This is a genomic window from Parapedobacter sp. SGR-10, from assembly GCF_011030405.1.
Taxonomy (GTDB): Bacteria; Bacteroidota; Bacteroidia; order Sphingobacteriales; family Sphingobacteriaceae; genus Sphingobacterium.
In genome coordinates, this window is record NZ_JAAJTJ010000021.1 from 1 (window position 1) to 17,723 (window position 17,723).

The window sequence follows — 17,723 nt, forward strand, 5'->3', positions numbered from 1 at the left end:
TATTTTAAACCCATATATCCAAAACAAAAAAACCTTAAAACAAATAAAATCCGCAACTGGCTGAAAAACTGAACGATATTTTTTGGAAATAAAAGCAAAAGACCCTGCATACATGGAAAAATCTCTCTTCAAAAGTCCTTCAACAACTGTTCGCCAGTTATTCGAGATTGCTTCGATAGTCATAAGCCAACTCCGAACCTGCCCCGAGAGTTATCTACAACAACCCCACACCTCCCACTCTGTAACGCAGTCCTACCTCATGTGTATTGGTCGAAATACGTTGGTTTAACGTGTGGCTCCTGCCGGCAAACTGGTAGCTGTAGCCGATACCAAAGTTGCCAAAGTTAAGCTGCATCAGCGCCGACAGATCTCCCTGGTTCTGCACCCCCATGCCTAGCCCCAGTCTGCGTGCCATGAACAGCAGCACACTCACGTCGTAGCGCGGTGTCAGATCATCCATATGGCTCACCAATAGTGAGGGACGAAGATGAAATGCATCGTCCAGACCGATCAAAGCACCGGCAGTGATGTAGTACACGTTACGGAACTCGTAGTCAACGTTGTCCTGCCTACTCAGCGAAAACCTCGGCATCGATATGCCAAAGTAATAGCGGTCCGGACGGTAGTAACTCGTGCCGATACTCAAAAAACCACTTGTCTCCCGGACATCCTCCCGAAATGAGGGGTCGTTTTGATCGTCGATACCCATATAGTTGCCCTGGAAGTGGATCAATCCCCCACCCATCGACAGGCTTAGGTATTCCTCCTCGGTGATACGGACCGCCTTGGCCACATAACCCGAGAACTCTGTTTCTTTTGAAACCCCCATAGCCGCATGCTTCGCATCCAGACCCACCGTCAGCAAGGCATTACGGAACCCCACATTGCCACTGGCCCATACCGACTGGGGAGCACCCTCTACACCGATCCATTGGCTACGGCCCAAAACGGAAAAACTACCACCGAGATCCATCGTGCTCAGCGAACTGTTGAATGTGTTACGTAGCTGGCCGAATTGGTTGTAGCTCACGCCATGCTGGGCATTTACTGTGGTTGTTAGTATCAAAAAAACGATTGTCGATAGAAAGAAATGTATGATTATGTTTTTCATAGTTTGTTTTTTTATATAGAGACGCAATGCATTGCGTCTCTACATGGATATATTTTCAAATTCCGGCAATCTCGAATTAATTCACTGTCCGCTTCACCACGAAGAACCCTTTCTCCCGTTTCCATTGGCCACCGTCTTTCACGTCGAGATAATAATAATATGTGCCATCGCGGAGATATTGCCCGGTGAACACGCGATCACGGTTGTCATAACTTTCGATCTCGGCCAGTACCTTGCCGGACTTGTCGAAGATGGTGATCCTATTTTCGGGATAGTCCCTGATACCTTCGATCATCAGGTAGTCGTTGATGCCGTCGCCGTTGGGTGACACAGCCTTGTGCACACGGATCGGTAGGGCCGCACCGGCATCGTTCGCGATGCCCACCGTCACCGAAACAGGCTCCGCTGGCAGGTAGTTGTTGTTGCCCGCCTGACTGGCCGTGATGGTCACCGTACCCAGCCGCTCGACCTTCATCGTCAGGTCAGTGCTGTTTACCGTGGCGATCATCCCGTCGTCTATCGCAAGGTCCACAGGTAGTCCGCTGCTGGACGACACCTCCAGGGGTACCGTGCCCGCATCGCGGGAAAGCGTGCCCGGAGAAATGAACGTGATGACCTGAGGGGCACGGCTGATACTAGCCGCCGCACTGGCCGTCGTATTGAACGTGTAGTTTCCTGCATCCGTACCGCTGATGCTGATACCCGTCACGCTCACGGGCTTGTTGTTTCCTGCGTTCGCGTCGTTGAACGTCGCAGGGGCGTGCGTGATCGTCAGCTGGTCGCCAGATACACGGTTGTCGCCAAGCGTGACAGTGGCTGCTGTCGTGCCGTCGTACACCTTGTCGCTTGCCGTGGCCGTGACCGTAAGGGCCCTGGCCGTGATGTTGGCCGTGGCGGATGCCGTCGTATTGAACGTGTAGTTGCCCGCATCCGTGCCGCTGATGCCAATGCCCGTGACGCTAACCGGCTTGCCCGTACCAACGTTCTTGTCGTTGAACGTAGCCGCTGCGTGGGTGACGGTCAGTATATCGCCCGACACACGGTTGTCGCCAAGCGTGACAGTCGCAGCAGTGTTCCCGTCGTAGACCTTGTTGCCGGCAGTCGCCGTCACCGTAAGGGGCCGGGGCGTAATGTTCGCCGTGGCAGAAGCCGTGGCATTGAACGTATAGTTGCCCGCATCCGTGCCGCTGATGCCGATGCCCGTGACGCTTACGGGCTTGCCCGTCCCAACGTGCTTGTTGTTGAACGTCGCAGAGGCGTGCGCGATCGTCAGCTGGTCGCCCGAAACACGGTTATCGCCCAACGTGACAGTCACTGCTGTCGTACCGTCGTAGACCTTGTTCGAGGCGACAGCAGTGACTGTGAGCAACCTCGGGCTCACAACCAATTGACGTACCTGATTCAATGCCGGGGTATATGCGTCGTTGCCGGCCTGAGCAGCCGTAATATTCGCTGTACCTGCTCCTACTATATGGATATGACCGTCAATGATAGTGGCCACGGATGGGTTGTCCGAGCTATATGTGACATCCAGCCCTGAAGAAGCTGTCGCACCCGCACCAAAATCCGCATCCCCATATGTTTTTGTCGGTAGAGCCTCAAAGGTAATGGCCTGCGGTGCTTTTGGCGTAGCACTGACTTCAGAACTTATTTCACTTTCATTACCTACCAAGTCCACTGCCGTTATATGGTAATAGTAGGTGGTCCCATTGGTTAGACCTGTATGGGTATAGATAACTGCCGGGGCGGTTACTGTTGCCAGTACAGCGGTGGGGTTGGCACTTGTTCCGCCGTACACCCTATACGAAGCAAGGTCCGCATCGGTATTGGCCGTCCAGCTCAGTACATTCTGCATATTGCCAAAGTCGGCTACAAGACCGGTTGGTGTTTCCGGAGTTTTGGTATCTATCGCATAATTATTAGATTCCGTAGTGCCTGTTCCTGCATTGCCTGCCGCATCTGTTACGTCGGTCATGTCCAATGTAACCACATTGGCAGCTTCCTCGATATTCGCTGTTGGCGTAAAGGTTGCCGTCCAGGTTATGCCACCGTTTGATGAAGAAACGATACTTAACGTTCCGTTGGCTACATTTAAATCTGCATTGGTGAAATTTGTAACCAATTCGCTGAAAGTGATAGTTACCAATGAGGTTTCGCCAGCTGATAAGGCTGCGTCTGCTACTACAATGGTTGCAGTTGGGCGTTTGGTATCTATCGCATAATTATTAGATTCCGTAGTGCCTGTTCCTGCATTGCCTGCCAAATCGGCTACGCCGGTATTGTCAAGCGTAATTACATTAGTGGCATCCTCAATATTCGCTGTTGGCGTAAAAGTTGCCGTCCAGGTTATGCCGCCGTCTGATGAAGAAATGGCACTTAACGTTCCGTTGGCTATGGTTAAATCCGCATTGGTAAATCCGGTTACGGCTTCGCTAAAGGTAATGGTTACCAAGGAGGTTTCGCCGGCTGATAAGGCAGCGTCTGTTACAACAAGTGTTGCCGTTGGCCTTACACCATCTACCACAATGTCTTTGTTTGCCCCTAAAGAACCTGCTGCGCCCGGTGCAAACAGGGTTAATGTGGCATTGTTGCCCGCCAGGTCTTGTATGCTTCCGCTATTGAGGGCTAAAGCGGTGGTAGCTGCATAATCCAAATCGACACTTTCATCGCCTGCCTGTATGGTATAGGTAAAAGTAAGGGTTGATGTTCCCGTACCGGAAACATAATCAACCGTTCTGTCTGTTGTTCCGGTTTCTAAAGTGAGCCGGGGTGTGCCGCTTACATTTACCGTTTCGTCGAAATTTACCTGTACAGAGATAACGTCTCCTATCTTATAAGTTCCGTTAGCGGTAGATGACGTAACGCTGGTAATGGTTGGCGCGGTAATATCAGGGCTGTTTAACACAAAATCATTACCTGTTCCACCTGCATAACCCACTTTAAGATTTTCACCATTAAACACATAATTCGCCCCTTCTGCATGCCCGTAGAAAAAGTAAGAGAAAGCATCTGTACCATCATTATCAATAAAAATAAAAGAGTCGCCTTCCTGTGGGATGTAGGTGCCGGACAGAGACAAAACACCTCTTAAAGTCCCTTCTCCGTTTAATTTTAACTGGCTATAATCTGTGCCTGCTGTTATACCATTTACCATAACTTCAAAAGCACTTTCAATATCCAGGGTTAGATTACCATTAATGGTCAATTGCCCCACACCATTAACGCCTGGAGCTAAAGTTGCCCCTGAGCTGGTATATACATCCCCTGTTATAACACCTGTACCTGTAAGTTTAGCATTGTTATTTGCTCCGCCCAAAATACTGCCGGTAATATTTAATGTCCCCGCAGAAATATACGTCCGGCCGGCATAAGTATTAGTGCCTGAAAGGGTTAGCTCCCCTGTACCCTCTTTATATAAATCTCCTGTACCTCCAATGGCCCCGCTTAAAGTAACATTCGCACTGTTACTAATAGCGGCGGCATCGTCTGTCAAAATGATAGCATTATCGACAGTTGTAGCCCCGGTAATAGCCAATGTTGCCCCTGAACCCATCGACAAAGTCCCTGAACCCAGATTATTATCCCCGGAAACGGAAAGTGTCCCTTCCGAAACCGTGGTAGCGCCTGTATAGGTATTAACTCCTGATAAAGTAAAAGTTCCTGTACCTGTTTTTGCTATGCTTCCGGATCCTGATATTACGCCGCTAAGGGTTACATTTTCGCTATTTACAAAAGCGGCTGTACCGCTAATAGTGATTCCATTATCGATATTGGTATTGCCTGTAACCTCTAACGTACCCGTATCAATAATTAGCCCACCCGATGTTAAATTAGCATCGGAGGTAACAGCCAGAGCGCTGCTTTGCCAAATCCTTGTTGTTCCGGTAGCGCTGTTTGTACCCGACAGGGTTACTTTGCCCCCTCCGAAAACTACTAAATCTCCGACACCCTTAAAGTTATTCGCGATAGAAATATTGCCCGAATTATTAAAATCAAGTTTAACTCCGCTGCCTAATGTAATATCTGCACCGGTAATAGCGATGATGGCATTATCGTTTACAATGGCAAGGCTTTCGCTAATGCTTAGCGCACCTGCCAGCGTAATGGTTGCATTATTAAGGGCGCTGGATAAAATCAATCGTTGTGTGCCTGTGCCATCGGCGGCAGCTATGGCCACGGCCTCGCTAAAGCTTACACCGTCGCTTACGTTAATGGTTGGCGTATCGGTAATATTGGTGATATAAATATCGTCTGAGGTTACGGTTACATTGGCAACAGCGCTAGCCGAACCATCGCTAAAAGTAAAGCGTATAGTAGCATCGCCTGCCGGGGTATCGTTACGGTAAGTAACGCGTTGCAACACATTGTTGACCAATGCTCTGGTAGCTGTGGTGCCGCTGCCGGTAAAGTTTATGGTGAGTACACCGCCTGTATGGGTAAAAGTGGCAAAAGTGAGCCCTCCGCTTTGCAGGTTGCCGCCGCTAACGGTGAACAACGCACCTCCATCATTAAAGTCAAAAACATCTGACGGAACTGTGCCCGGGCGTTGTACCGTTAAAGAAGCCCCCGCGTAATTGCCGTTTCCGCCATTAAGGGCGTCCATTTCGGCATCGCTTACTGTGGCATTTCCACCAATATCCAAAACAACCGTATTGCCCACACCTGACCAGGGCATGGAATCTCCGTTGAGGTTGGCTACCGTAGGGGCGGTGTTTGCCGGAGCAGAACCCGGCCCAATTTCAACTTCAAAAATGAGGTCTTTATCAATATGAGCCGTACTGCCAACATACATACTACCGCCTGCGTAAATGCTCTGAAATATAACATCAGGAGTCACAGCAATCCTCCTACCAAAATACAATTGAGCCTGATTATTTACTCCCTCGAAACTAAACGTATAAGACTGGCCACTGGTAACATATATATTCAAGTCTGAAACATCTGCAATGGTAAAATCTGTTGCGTGTGTAGCTACCACCATAGAACTTTTAGGTACGGTAACTGTGCCTAATATATTGCCAGACAAACCACTTCCCTGCCGGATAATTAATGTTAAATCCTGAGGGTAGTCGTTTCCTAAAGCTCCATTTAAAAACTTTATTTTGGATAGTTTACCATCCTGACAAGCTGTAAAACTTTGGCCAAAATGAACATAATCCTGTGCGCTTTGATCACCCATATCCACATCTGCCATTATTGCAGAAACTGTGCAATCATCGCTTGTCACGACAATACTCACCGTCTTGGTTGCCGGGGCACTGTCATCTGTGCCATCGCTTACCACAAAAGAAATGGTGCGATCAGCCGTATTAGGGTTATCTGAGCTATTGTTGTAGGTTATAGACCTTAGCGCTGCCTGATAGTTTGCGAGCGAAGCTGTACCCGTTAATGAAAGCACACCTGTCGAATGATTATAATTTCCTGTTATCCCATTTTGATTTGTAAATGCCAACATGTCCTGCCCGCTTTGGAAATTGCCGCTAATGCTTACCGCTGCCGAGGTCAGGGTGGCATTATCGCTATCGGTTACGGTAAGGGAATTGTCTATAGCTACCGGAGCGCCTTCTGTAAAAGCGGTGGTGCCAGCACTCGTTGTAATGGTTGGAGGAGTATTGGTGACCACTGTTCCTACATCTACGCTCCCCGGTCCTATTATTTCAAAAGTAATCGCACCTGTTGCGCCGGGACTATAACTTGTCATTACAATGGTATAGGTTACTCCGGCATTTAAGGCTATACTATTTATTTTTGATTTATAATCACTGGCTGAAATATCATCATTAGCTATGATAAGTCCGTCTAAAGGTGAAGATGGGTCAAATGATGAATATAAAAACACAAAAGTGTCTTCACCACTCGACGAGAGACTCGCTGTTTTTACACCAATGGAATAATTCCCCGTGCCGGATGGGGTGATTGTCCTTATGAAATAATTATAATTGGTTGCAGAAACTCCAGAAAAATCCGTTGGAAGCAACTGTTTTGTCCAATCATAATCTATTTCCTCTCCGGGACGCCATGGTCTTTTAAATGTATTGACCTCTTCCAAGTCTCCAGAGAAAGTAGTTGTCATGATAATCGGACCGCTCCTTGCACTTTCTACTGCTGTACCGAAATCTGTACCGTCTCTTGGCGTGACTTCAAAGCTGATATACCTACCGGCATCGTCTGCTGTTAATGTATAAGTAGTGGAAGTCGCAGATGCGATTGCTACCTTGCCCGCTCCTGCCGCATCATCGTAACGGTACCATTTAAAAGTACTGCCACTTTGCGGATTACCCTCGGCATCCGCATAGACGTAGCTTCCGATAAGGGTTTGCCCTACTGTCAAAGTACCTGTTACAGATACAGATGAGGCAGTTGGGGGGGTATTAGCCGAAGCCCCGCCCGAAAACAAACGAAAATTGTCTATGGCAAATTCTTGAGTCTGATAGGCATCAGCACTTGCCCGAAAACGTAGTTCCATTGTAGTACCTGTACCAGTTATGTTCCAGCCAAATTCCTGAAATGTTCTGGATAACAACGCACCATCTCCGAACAAATCACCATCGGTATCAACCCTTAGGCGTCCACTTATTCCACCAGCACCCGATTTGTCCGGATAGATTCCGCCTGCCTTCATCCACGATCCGGCATCTATTTTATACTCCACTTCCATGAAATCATAGACATCACCAAAATCTTTATTTTGCCATTCATGTCCATTATTAGCAGCAAACAATCCCTTGAACGACAGGTCTGACTTGCCGCTTATATCTATACCACTCCAGGTGATGGTTTGTATTTTGTCGTCTGCATCGTTTGTTCCGGTTCTAACCCTGTCAGTATCCTCGCCTGCCCAAAACTTATTGCCCTGTACATTCTGGTACGATGTCGCCGTTTCTGGCGAAATAGGGGCTTGCAAATTGATATTGCTTCCATCTGTCCTTAAAAAATAGGTCACATATGGAGTAGAAGTATTGGGAGTGGTATTCCCGCCTCCCCACCCGCCCTCCAAAGACGGAGTACGTGTTCCCGAGCTGGGCGCACCTGTATCTTCAAAGGTATCTGACCAAAACTGTGTTTGTGCTATCCCGCTTTTCAGACTCATGAGCAAAAAAAGCATCAACCAGAGTGGTCCCTGTTTTGAAAACAGAGTTGTCCATACATTCCTATATTTTTTCTTCATATTGGTAAGGTTTTTCATCATCAGGACTGATTTGGAATCCAAAAACAGACCCAACAGTTTTTCATATTTTATATACAGGTAGAATTCGAGGAACGAAAGTAAAAGTTTCCTTGTAGAAGTGAAACAGCTTCCTTAGATTTATTGACATATGTCAATAAGTTTTATTACTTTATGGGGGTATGCAGGGACTTGGTTCGAATGCGGCACAGGGTTTCCAACTTCATGCCTAAATAGGATGCGATGTATTTCATGGGAATACGACCGATCAATTCGGGTCGTGTCAAGACCAATCGTCTGTACCTCTTCTCTGCCGAAGGCAGGCGCGATAAAAAGGCTCGTTCTTCCGCATCCCGATAATAGCGTTCCAATATTTTTCGTCCAATGATGTTGGCTTCGTGGAAACGTTCGTATATTTCGTCGATCGACCGCCTTGTGATCTCTATCAGTATACTGTCCTCTATGACCTGCAGATATTCCTCGGCTTCCTTATCCAGTCCCAGATTGCGTATGCTACCCACAATATTGTTTTCGCCATTGATCCAGGTCGTGATCTCTCTCCCCTCGTCTTTGATAAAACACCGCACGCATCCCTTCACGATAAAATAGAGTTTTTCTTCCTTATCCAAGGCACTCCGGATAAACCTTCCTTTTTTGACCGTGAGATAGGTTGATTTTTGACGTATAAAGGCGGCGGCCTCAGCAGACACGGGATGGATAGCATGAAAACAAGCGATAAGCTCGAACCCAGTAATCCCCTGTAATTGATTCGGTAGATATTCCATAGGTACTGTTCGGTGCCCTAAAGATAATTGTTTTTTTTATCCCATGCCAAATTTATGTAAACTTGTCTAAATAACCGTTGACGATGAATATAATATACTACAGCGACTTGTTGGGCACCATGGTATTTGCCATTTCAGGTGCCATGGCCGCAAACAGAAGGGGGATAGATATCTTTGGCGCGACTTTTATGGGTTTTGTCACGGCTATCGGCGGCGGATCACTACGGGATACTTTTCTCAATATCCGGCCTGTATGGGTTGAAGACGGGAATTATCTGATTGCGATCTTTGTTGGCGTACTTATATCCATTGTAGGCAATCGCCAGCTTTATAACTGGGCCAAGACACTGACTTTATTTGATGCTATCGGCATAGGTTTTTTTACTGTGGTAGGCACACAGAAATCGCTAGACTATGGCAGCAGCAGTATCGCGGCTATCATGCTGGGTATGTTTTCTGCGGCTATGGGTGGAGTTATACGGGATACCCTAATGAATGAAACACCCCTAATCCTGAGAAAAGAAATATATGCCTCGGCCTGTCTATCGGGTGCTCTGCTCTTCGTGGTCCTTTATCACCTAGAAGCCCCTAACGGAATAAGTGCTTTTTGTTCGGCATTGCTGGTGTTCCTAATTCGAATTATATCCGTCAAATACCGATTATCATTGCCCTCTGTACCTCCCGTGAACCGGGATTAAAGAGTAGTCAGCAGTTTTTCAAAAGCCATTCCCCGTGATGCTTTGAGCAGAACAAAACTATCTGAAATAGATGCAACAGCTTCTCTTGCCGATTCGGTACTCTCATAGAATTCAGCATGTTCATCCTTATGCTTATAAAATTCCTCACCCACAAAAATCAACCGATCCAAGGCTAAACTTTTGGCCTTCAAGACAACCTTGCAGTGTTCTTCGTAAGATTCATCTCCCAACTCAAACATATCTCCAAGAATAACTACTTTATGTGGAACGCTCAGCGCACTCATATTGTCCAAAGCAGCCGACATACTACTCGCATTGGCGTTATAAAAATCAGCAATAACAGTATTTCGTTTGGTTTTGGTAATCTGAGAACGATTGTTTTTGGGCACATAGCTCTCTATGCCTTGTTTTATCTCTATAGGATCAATCCCAAAATGCAATCCGACCGTTATAGCCGCCAAAAAATTTTCTAAATTGTAAGAGCCTGTCAAATTAGTCCGTGCCTCAAAGCCCCTCTGATCATCTTGTGTTTGCCAAGCAATGGAAAGATAAGGATCTGCATCGATCAATCGCCCAAAGACATCATTCGATTCGCTCAATCCATACGTTATGGTCTGTTCGATTTTTCTTGCATCGGCCATTTCCGACAGATGCTGATTGTTTCTTTGCAAAAATAAAATGCCCTTATGACTTTGCAGATAATCGTAAAGTTCGCCTTTGGCTTTCTTCACCCCTTCAAAGGAACCAAAGCCTTCCAGATGTGCTTTTCCTACATTCGTAATCAGACCATGTGTCGGCTGTGCGATACCACAGAGGAAAGCGATCTCGCCAATATGATTTGCGCCCATTTCTACAATAGCCATTTCATAACTGTCGTCTATCGCCAGTAAGGTCAAAGGGACGCCGATATGATTGTTCAGATTGCCTTGGGTCGCGTATGTCTTATATTTTTGAGACAAGACAGCATAAAGCAGTTCTTTTGTCGTAGTCTTGCCATTTGTACCTGTCACCCCTATAAAAGGGATATGTAGCTGTAGGCGATGAAACTTGGCCAACTCTTGCAAAGTAGTCAACACATCGTCAACAAGGATATAGTTTTCGCCTTTTTTGTATGCCGGTTCATCGATAATCACATACTTGGCTCCAACCGCTATTGCTTGATCAGCAAAGGCATTACCATTAAAATTTACCCCCTTTAGCGCAAAAAAAATGCTGTCTTGTCCAATCTGTCTCGTATCCGTCGAAACGTGAGGAAAAGTCCGATATATACGGTATAATTCTTCGATCTGCATACTTTGTCCAACTTTAGGCCAAATGTACTAATCCTACCTCATACAGCTCAATATCTATAGAAAAAAATGGACAATAAAATTTAAATGTAGAGACGTAATGCATTGTGTCTCTATTGCAATGTATAAGCGATCACACTATTGTTATTGAACGTTGGGATATAGATCACCTTATTGTCTGCATCATACCCTAAGTCGGCCGTATTCATCTTGCCCTGTACATCTTGAAGCTTTTCTATCTGCCCATCTGCTTTGACATAATATATAATGCCTGCCCAACAGGTCACGAGAAAATCTCCATTGCCCACAGGTTCCAATCCATCCCCATTCTGTTCAAAACCTTTTGCCAGGACAGTTATCTTTTTCTGTGCATCAATTTTCCACAGCTCTTTCCCAGCCAATGCATACAAATCGGAACCTATGCTCTTCAAGCCATTGACACTTTCGACATTTTCCAAAAAAAGAGATACTTTTCCATCCCTTAGACAATAGATTTTGTTTTCCCGGGTATCCGAAACGTACACTGCCCCCTGTTGATCAACCGTGACATCGTTGAGAAAGACAGCCCTTGGCACTTCAATCTCATCGATTATATTGCCCGTGACCACATCAATCAGCACGATGGCCGTAATATCGGCCACATAGAGAATATCTTTGTATAATGCCATTCCTTTGGGTGCATTAAGGCCGGTAATCCAACTCACATTTTTGAGGCTCCCATCTTTGTTCAATTGGGCAATACCTCCCTTACCGTCTTTCGCATTGCCTGCCCCGTCAATAAGGGATACAAACAAAACCTGTCTATATGCATCATACAGTACGGACTCCGGAACCGGCAATTGTTCCTTAGCTTCCCACATCTTTTTGAGTTTGACTGTCTGCGCTGAAAGCAGACTACAGCAACTCAACATCATGAAACTGAGAAATAGTTTTTGCATAGCTCGATAAATTTAGATATATAAAGATAAATAATCTGTTGGGAATGACAAGCATTTTGTACATTGTTCGCCAGACAAGGATACATTAAGATTTTCTGTTTTTTCAGTCCAATGGCAACTCAGCATATCGATTTTACTGTTTATTTTCTCGTTCATTTCAAGAATCATCGTTAGCAAAAAAAATAAAAAGTACCTATCTTCGTTATGATTATGAACAAGCAGGATCATTTGATGTATAACTTTCGTGCGGGAAGCCAGATTGCTTTTCGGCACTTTATGAAGCAACATCTCCATGCACTGACTTTTCATGCTTATCGGCTCTGCCGCAACAAAGAAGTGTCAGAGGAAATCGTGGCCGATACATTTTCAAAGCTGTGGCAACGCAAAGATAATTTCGACAATGAAACCAGCATTAAATCATTTCTATACATCACCACCCGCAATGCTTGTCTGGATTATATCCGATCGGCCCAGCAGCGTACAAGCAGCCAATCGGTGGAACTGGAAGAAGACCTGATCTTGCAGGACATAGATCCACTTACCCACCTGATCCATGCCGAACTCATCCAATCTCTGGTCAATGAAATCAATCGATTACCTCAGCGACAAGGAGATGTTTTTCGTATGACCTACTTAGATGGATTCACTACCGATGAAATCTGTACCCGTTTGGGTATCACACCAAATGCCGTCTTCGTGGCAAAGAAAAAAGCCACGGCCAAACTCCGAAAAGTTTTTTCCGAACGAGAATTGTTTACCTGCTTGATTATCATACAACTACTCTACAATGAGCGCGTTCTTCATTGATTTTTTTATTTTTTTCTGCTTTTCGAGGACAGATTCAAAACCGCGATTCCGTTTATATTAAAAAACGGAACACGTGCATCATCCAGAAAACATAGTAGATCTCCTCAGGAAGTACCTAAACGGGACATTGAGTAATCAGGAAACCATAACGTTGCAGGAATGGGCAAAGGCTAAACCTGAAAATCAACGTTTGATGGATTACATTGTCCAGGACAACTTCTTGATCTCGGACCTCCAGCTGTATTGGGAGTTGTGGAATGAAACTGAAGCAGCAGACCGTAAACAACGTATCCTGGACAGCGTACATCAAAAAACAGCAATACCACGACAGACTAGATTCCCGAGGTTACGCCAATGGTTGCCTTATGCCGCGGTGTTGCTATTGGCATTTGTTGCCGGTTTCTTCATCATCCGTCAATCCAAACAGATCGCCGAACCTGTGATCACGGCCAAAGACATTATGCCAGGTGGTAATCGGGCGACCCTAACACTCGCCGATGGCCATACCATCAATCTGAACACTGATCAGTCGGGCATTATCGTCGGAAACGATATCACCTATATGGATGGATCGACAATCGCAAATGGCACCTCATCCGAGGCTCATCAAACGACCGCTTCCCAGACCTTAATCCTAAAAACACCCATTGGCGGAAACTACCGGATCGTTCTGCCTGATGGTACTCAAGTCTGGCTGAACGCCAACAGTACATTGACTTATCCCTCTCAATTTGCAGCCGAAGAACGTATAGTCCAATTGGAAGGTGAGGCTTATTTTCACGTGGAGCCACAGCGTACCCGTGGAAAAAACATACCTTTCAAAGTCATCAGCAACGGACAAACCATAAACGTATTGGGTACGGAGTTCAATATTTCGGCTTATGCCGGAGACCCACAGACCAAAACAACATTGGTCAACGGTGCGATTGAAGTCATCAATCTGGCTTCCAATAGCGCAAACAAAATAGTACCTGGTCAGCAGGCAGTCCTACAGGGCACAAAGATAAAGGTTGACGAAGTGGACGTGTCCAAAGCCATTGCATGGAAAAACGGACGTTTTTCATTTGATGGAAAATCATTCGAACAGATCATGCGGGAGATGGCACGTTGGTATAATCTTACGGTCGAATATGAAGGAGGTATTCCTACAGATCAATTTATAGGAGATGCCTATAAAACAGACAAACTCGCCACCGTTTTACGTTTTTTGGAAAGCAGTGACATCCAATATCGTGTAAAACCGGGAAACAATGGCACATATAGACTTATCATCCATAATAAGGGCAGAAAGGAGGTTACTACTAACTAAATGTATGATAGACGGGAGCTTACGTCTTAAAAAAAAGGGAAGTGCGACCAACACCTCCCTCAAATAGCCTGGATTGCAAGCATTTATTATCTACTATCCAAACCTTAAACAAATTTAATGAAAAAGCATTTCTTATTTAAAGTATTGAGACTAGTTATTATTTTTCTACTGGCAGGGCTCATGCACGTCAGCGCCATGAGCCATTCGCAGACCATAACGCTGCACGCCAAGCATTTGTCTCTGGCAAGTGTGTTGGAGACTATTCGCCAACAGACAGGCTATGCCGTCTATGCCAATATTGTCCATCTAAAAGATACAAAGCCTGTTTCGATCACGGCCAACAATATGCCTCTCCAGACTTTTTTGGATAAAATTTTTGCGGATCAGCCCCTCAAGGCGTCTGTGGAGGACAAAACCATCGTATTGTCCCGGAAACGTGTGACACAGGCTGGCACAAGCCAGGCAAAGGTACCCGCCATACAGGTCCATGCGAATAACCTGGATGTACAACAGGCACAGATTACCGGAAAAGTGGTATCTGCCGAAACCGGTGAACCTATATCCTACGCGAATGTAGTTGTAAAAGGAACGACAAAAGGTATTTCGACAGATGCCCAGGGAAATTATAGACTAGATGGTGTAGCGGCAGATGCCGTATTGATCATTTCATCGGTAGGCTATCAAAGTCTGGAGATCGCCGTCAACGGCCGTAAGCAAATCGATGCGAAACTTGCCTTGCAATCCGAAACGATGGACGAAGTCATGGTTGTTGCGTACGGTACGGCAAAGAAAAGTACCTATACCGGGTCGGCAGCTGTCATCGGTGAAGAAACATTCAAAAATAGGCCCCTCACCGAAGTCACGCAAGCCCTGACGGGTACCACCCCGGGTGTACAAGTCGGGACATCCAATGGACAACCCGGTTCTGCTCCTACTTTGCGTATTCGGGGTATCGGCTCTTTCAATGCCAGCAATGATCCGCTGATTATTTTGGACGGCATGCCTTATGACAATGCGATCACCAGTATAAACCTTACCGACATCGAGAGCATCACCGTATTAAAAGACGCTTCTTCAGCGGCGCTTTACGGTGCACGTGCTGCAAATGGGGTATTGATGATTAATACCAAGCGTGGACGAACAGGGAAGCCGACCGTAGTTGCCAAATACAACTTTGGTTTGACCTCTAGGCAAAGCTCAGATTACGAACGCCTCAGTGACAAAGACTATATGGAGCTCTATTGGGAGGCCTACCGCAACTCCACAGTGCTCAACGGAGGTACCCTGGCAGATGCCAATAGAGATGCAGGTGCCGCCTTGCTCGCCGGTATCGGCTACAATCCCTATCTGATGGATGCTGCCGAGCTATTTGACCTCAACGGCAAACTCAACCCGAATGCCATCAACCATTGGGCGGATGATACGGACTGGTATGGAGGCATCACGCAGACAGGCAAAAGACATGATACCAACGTCTCCATCAGTGGAGGTACCGAAAAAACAGATTATTATACCTCTTTGGGCTACATGAACGAAGAAGGTTTTATCATCGGTTCAAAATTCAACCGGATATCTGCCAAGGCAAATGCCAACTCACAAATTACCAAATGGCTGAAAATGGGTACCAACCTCAATACAGCACAGTCGAAGTCAGATGGTCAGCAGGCTGAAACGAGCGGAGCCATATCCAATCCATTCCGTGCTACCCGCTTCTTGGGCAACATCTACCCGATACATTTGCACAATCCGGCTACAGGAGAGTATATTCTGGACGAAAACGGCAACAAGATACCTGACTTCGGCAGTGGCTGGACCTCCGAAGATGGCACCATTGTCATTTCCGGCCGGGACAACTTTGCCGGTAGCAACCATCCCTTTGAGGTACACGATACGTATAACGGTTACCTACGCCAAACGATCAACCTAAAAGGATATGCGGATGTATCCTTGCTGGAGGGCCTGAAATTGACCATAAACGGAGGGGTAGGCACTAATATGTACCGGAGTTGGAATGGTGGTATGATCTACGAACAGAAAGGAAATGCAGGTTCATCGGCTCAGAACAGCTCAAATACAAACACGTGGACTTTCCAGCAACTCTTGAATTATGGCAAAGACTGGGGAAGGCATCACATGGATGTCCTTGCGGGCCACGAAAGCTACCAATACCAATACTGGTACTTGAGTACTTCGATGAAGACCCAAACCATTCCCGGTACAAATTTCGAATATGCAAACTTTACAGAAATCAACGCCTTACCCAATTCCTATACGCACAATTATCGCGTAGAAGGCTATTTATCACGGGTAAACTATGATTTTGACGAGAAGTATTTCGCTTCTGCTTCATATAGAAGGGATGCTTCTTCGCGTTGGCACAAGGATTCACGCTGGGGAAACTTCTGGTCAGTAGGTGCCGGTTGGTCTCTTGATAAGGAAAACTTCATGAAAGACGTCCGTTTTGTCAACCGACTCAAATTGCGCACAGCATACGGTACCGTGGGCAACGATGACCTACCGGGCTACTACCCCTGGAGAGCAGTATACGCCCCCAACGACAATGGCGAAGCTGGATTTGTACAGTCTAGCCTGGGGAATAAAGAGCTGACTTGGGAAGTATCGAAAAACTTTGATGCTGCTGCAGAATTTGTCTTGTTCGACAATCGCCTGGATGGATCGGTCGAATACTTCAACCGTGTATCGAGCAATATGCTTTTTAGCGTGCCTCAACCTATATCATCGGGCATAGAAACTATCGATGTCAATGCGGGCTCCATGTACAATAAGGGTGTTGAAGTCGTTCTGAACGGAAATATACTCAAAACAAACGATTGGAGCATCGGTCTCAATCTCAACACGACCTTCCTTGAAAACAAACTCACTTCGCTGCCTTTGGATCCCTATATTTCCTCTATTTACAAGATCGAAGCAGGACATTCGCGTTACGACTTTTATCTGCGCGAATGGTACGGCGTGAATCCGGACAACGGTTTTAACCTGTTCCGTGCAGACCTTGAGCAATTTGAGTTTACCCCGGATGAACTGAAAGAGATCAACGGGGTCATGTACACCGAAAATATCGAAAAAAGTCTCTATGTCTATTCGGGCACTTCATTGCCCAAGGCTACAGGTGGATTTGGAGCCGATATCGGATGGAAAAACTTCAATCTGAAATTCAGCTTTTACTACCAACTGGGTGGACAATTCTATGATGGGGGCTACAAGTCATTCATGAACACCTCCCTTGTGTACAATAGCCGACACAAAGATCTGCTGAAAAGATGGCGTCAACCGGGCGATATTACCGATGTGGCCATCTTCACGAACGGTACAAATTCGGTCAATATCGATGCGGCCAGTTCAACACGCTGGTTGGTCACTTCGAACATGCTCGAATTGACCAATGTGAATCTATCGTACCGCCTGCCTAAGGCATTTTTGCAAAGCAAAAACATTTCTGATGCCGTGGTTTATTTTTCAGCGGACAATGCGTGGCTACTCGCCCACCGAAAAGGGCTCTATCCCAGGAGGAATTTCAATGCCGGATACATCTCCAATGATGATGTGTACGCACCTTCTACCATTGCGTCATTTGGTTTGTCCTTAACTTTTTAATCTAAA

General features: G+C 46.2%; 10 protein-coding genes. 4 read left to right on the top strand and 6 right to left on the bottom strand.

Going from position 1 to position 17,723, the window contains the following annotated elements:
• The 4 genes from G5B00_RS18035 to G5B00_RS13555 form a co-directional block, all read right to left on the bottom strand.
• A partial coding sequence (locus G5B00_RS18035) for a hypothetical protein (protein ID WP_205966424.1) occupies window positions 1–183 on the bottom strand: 183 nt, incomplete at its 3' end.
• Between the two features lie 31 nt (window positions 184–214).
• Complete coding sequence (locus G5B00_RS13545; protein WP_163876352.1) at window positions 215–1,111, bottom strand: PorP/SprF family type IX secretion system membrane protein; 897 nt, start codon at window positions 1,109–1,111, stop codon at window positions 215–217.
• A 76-nt stretch (window positions 1,112–1,187) separates the two neighbouring features.
• Complete coding sequence (locus G5B00_RS13550; RefSeq protein ID WP_163876355.1) at window positions 1,188–8,279, bottom strand: Ig-like domain-containing protein; 7,092 nt, start codon at window positions 8,277–8,279, stop codon at window positions 1,188–1,190.
• 164 nt (window positions 8,280–8,443) lie between these two features.
• Window positions 8,444–9,061 carry a Crp/Fnr family transcriptional regulator gene (locus G5B00_RS13555; RefSeq protein WP_163876358.1) on the bottom strand — a complete coding sequence of 206 codons (618 nt, stop codon included), beginning with the start codon at window positions 9,059–9,061 and terminating at the stop codon, window positions 8,444–8,446.
• A gap of 83 nt (window positions 9,062–9,144) precedes the next feature.
• On the opposite strand from G5B00_RS13555, the gene G5B00_RS13560 reads away from it, so the two are divergent.
• Window positions 9,145–9,759, top strand: a complete 615-nt coding sequence (locus tag G5B00_RS13560) for a trimeric intracellular cation channel family protein (RefSeq protein WP_163876361.1) — start codon at window positions 9,145–9,147, stop codon at window positions 9,757–9,759.
• Here the strand turns inward: G5B00_RS13560 and G5B00_RS13565 are convergent.
• Both G5B00_RS13565 and G5B00_RS13570 read right to left on the bottom strand, forming a co-directional pair.
• On the bottom strand, window positions 9,756–11,051 hold the full coding sequence (locus tag G5B00_RS13565) for a UDP-N-acetylmuramoyl-tripeptide--D-alanyl-D-alanine ligase (RefSeq protein ID WP_163876364.1): 1,296 nt from the start codon (window positions 11,049–11,051) through the stop codon (window positions 9,756–9,758). The genes G5B00_RS13560 and G5B00_RS13565 overlap by 4 nt on opposite strands.
• A 110-nt stretch (window positions 11,052–11,161) precedes the next feature.
• On the bottom strand, window positions 11,162–11,986 hold the full coding sequence (locus G5B00_RS13570) for an SMP-30/gluconolactonase/LRE family protein (protein ID WP_163876368.1): 825 nt from the start codon (window positions 11,984–11,986) through the stop codon (window positions 11,162–11,164).
• 210 nt (window positions 11,987–12,196) lie between these two features.
• Here G5B00_RS13570 and G5B00_RS13575 point away from each other — a divergent pair, with 210 nt between their 5' ends.
• The 3 genes from G5B00_RS13575 to G5B00_RS13585 all read left to right on the top strand — a co-directional run bounded on the left by G5B00_RS13575 (window position 12,197) and on the right by G5B00_RS13585 (window position 17,717).
• Window positions 12,197–12,793 (top strand): RNA polymerase sigma factor, encoded by a 597-nt coding sequence (locus G5B00_RS13575; protein ID WP_163876371.1) that lies wholly within the window; start codon window positions 12,197–12,199, stop codon window positions 12,791–12,793.
• Window positions 12,794–12,866: 73 nt separating this feature from the next.
• Window positions 12,867–14,102, top strand: a complete 1,236-nt coding sequence (locus tag G5B00_RS18360; protein WP_163876374.1) for a FecR family protein — start codon at window positions 12,867–12,869, stop codon at window positions 14,100–14,102.
• Window positions 14,103–14,219: 117 nt separating this feature from the next.
• Window positions 14,220–17,717 (top strand): SusC/RagA family TonB-linked outer membrane protein, encoded by a 3,498-nt coding sequence (locus tag G5B00_RS13585; protein ID WP_163876377.1) that lies wholly within the window; start codon window positions 14,220–14,222, stop codon window positions 17,715–17,717.
• The last annotated feature ends 6 nt before the right edge of the window (window positions 17,718–17,723 follow it).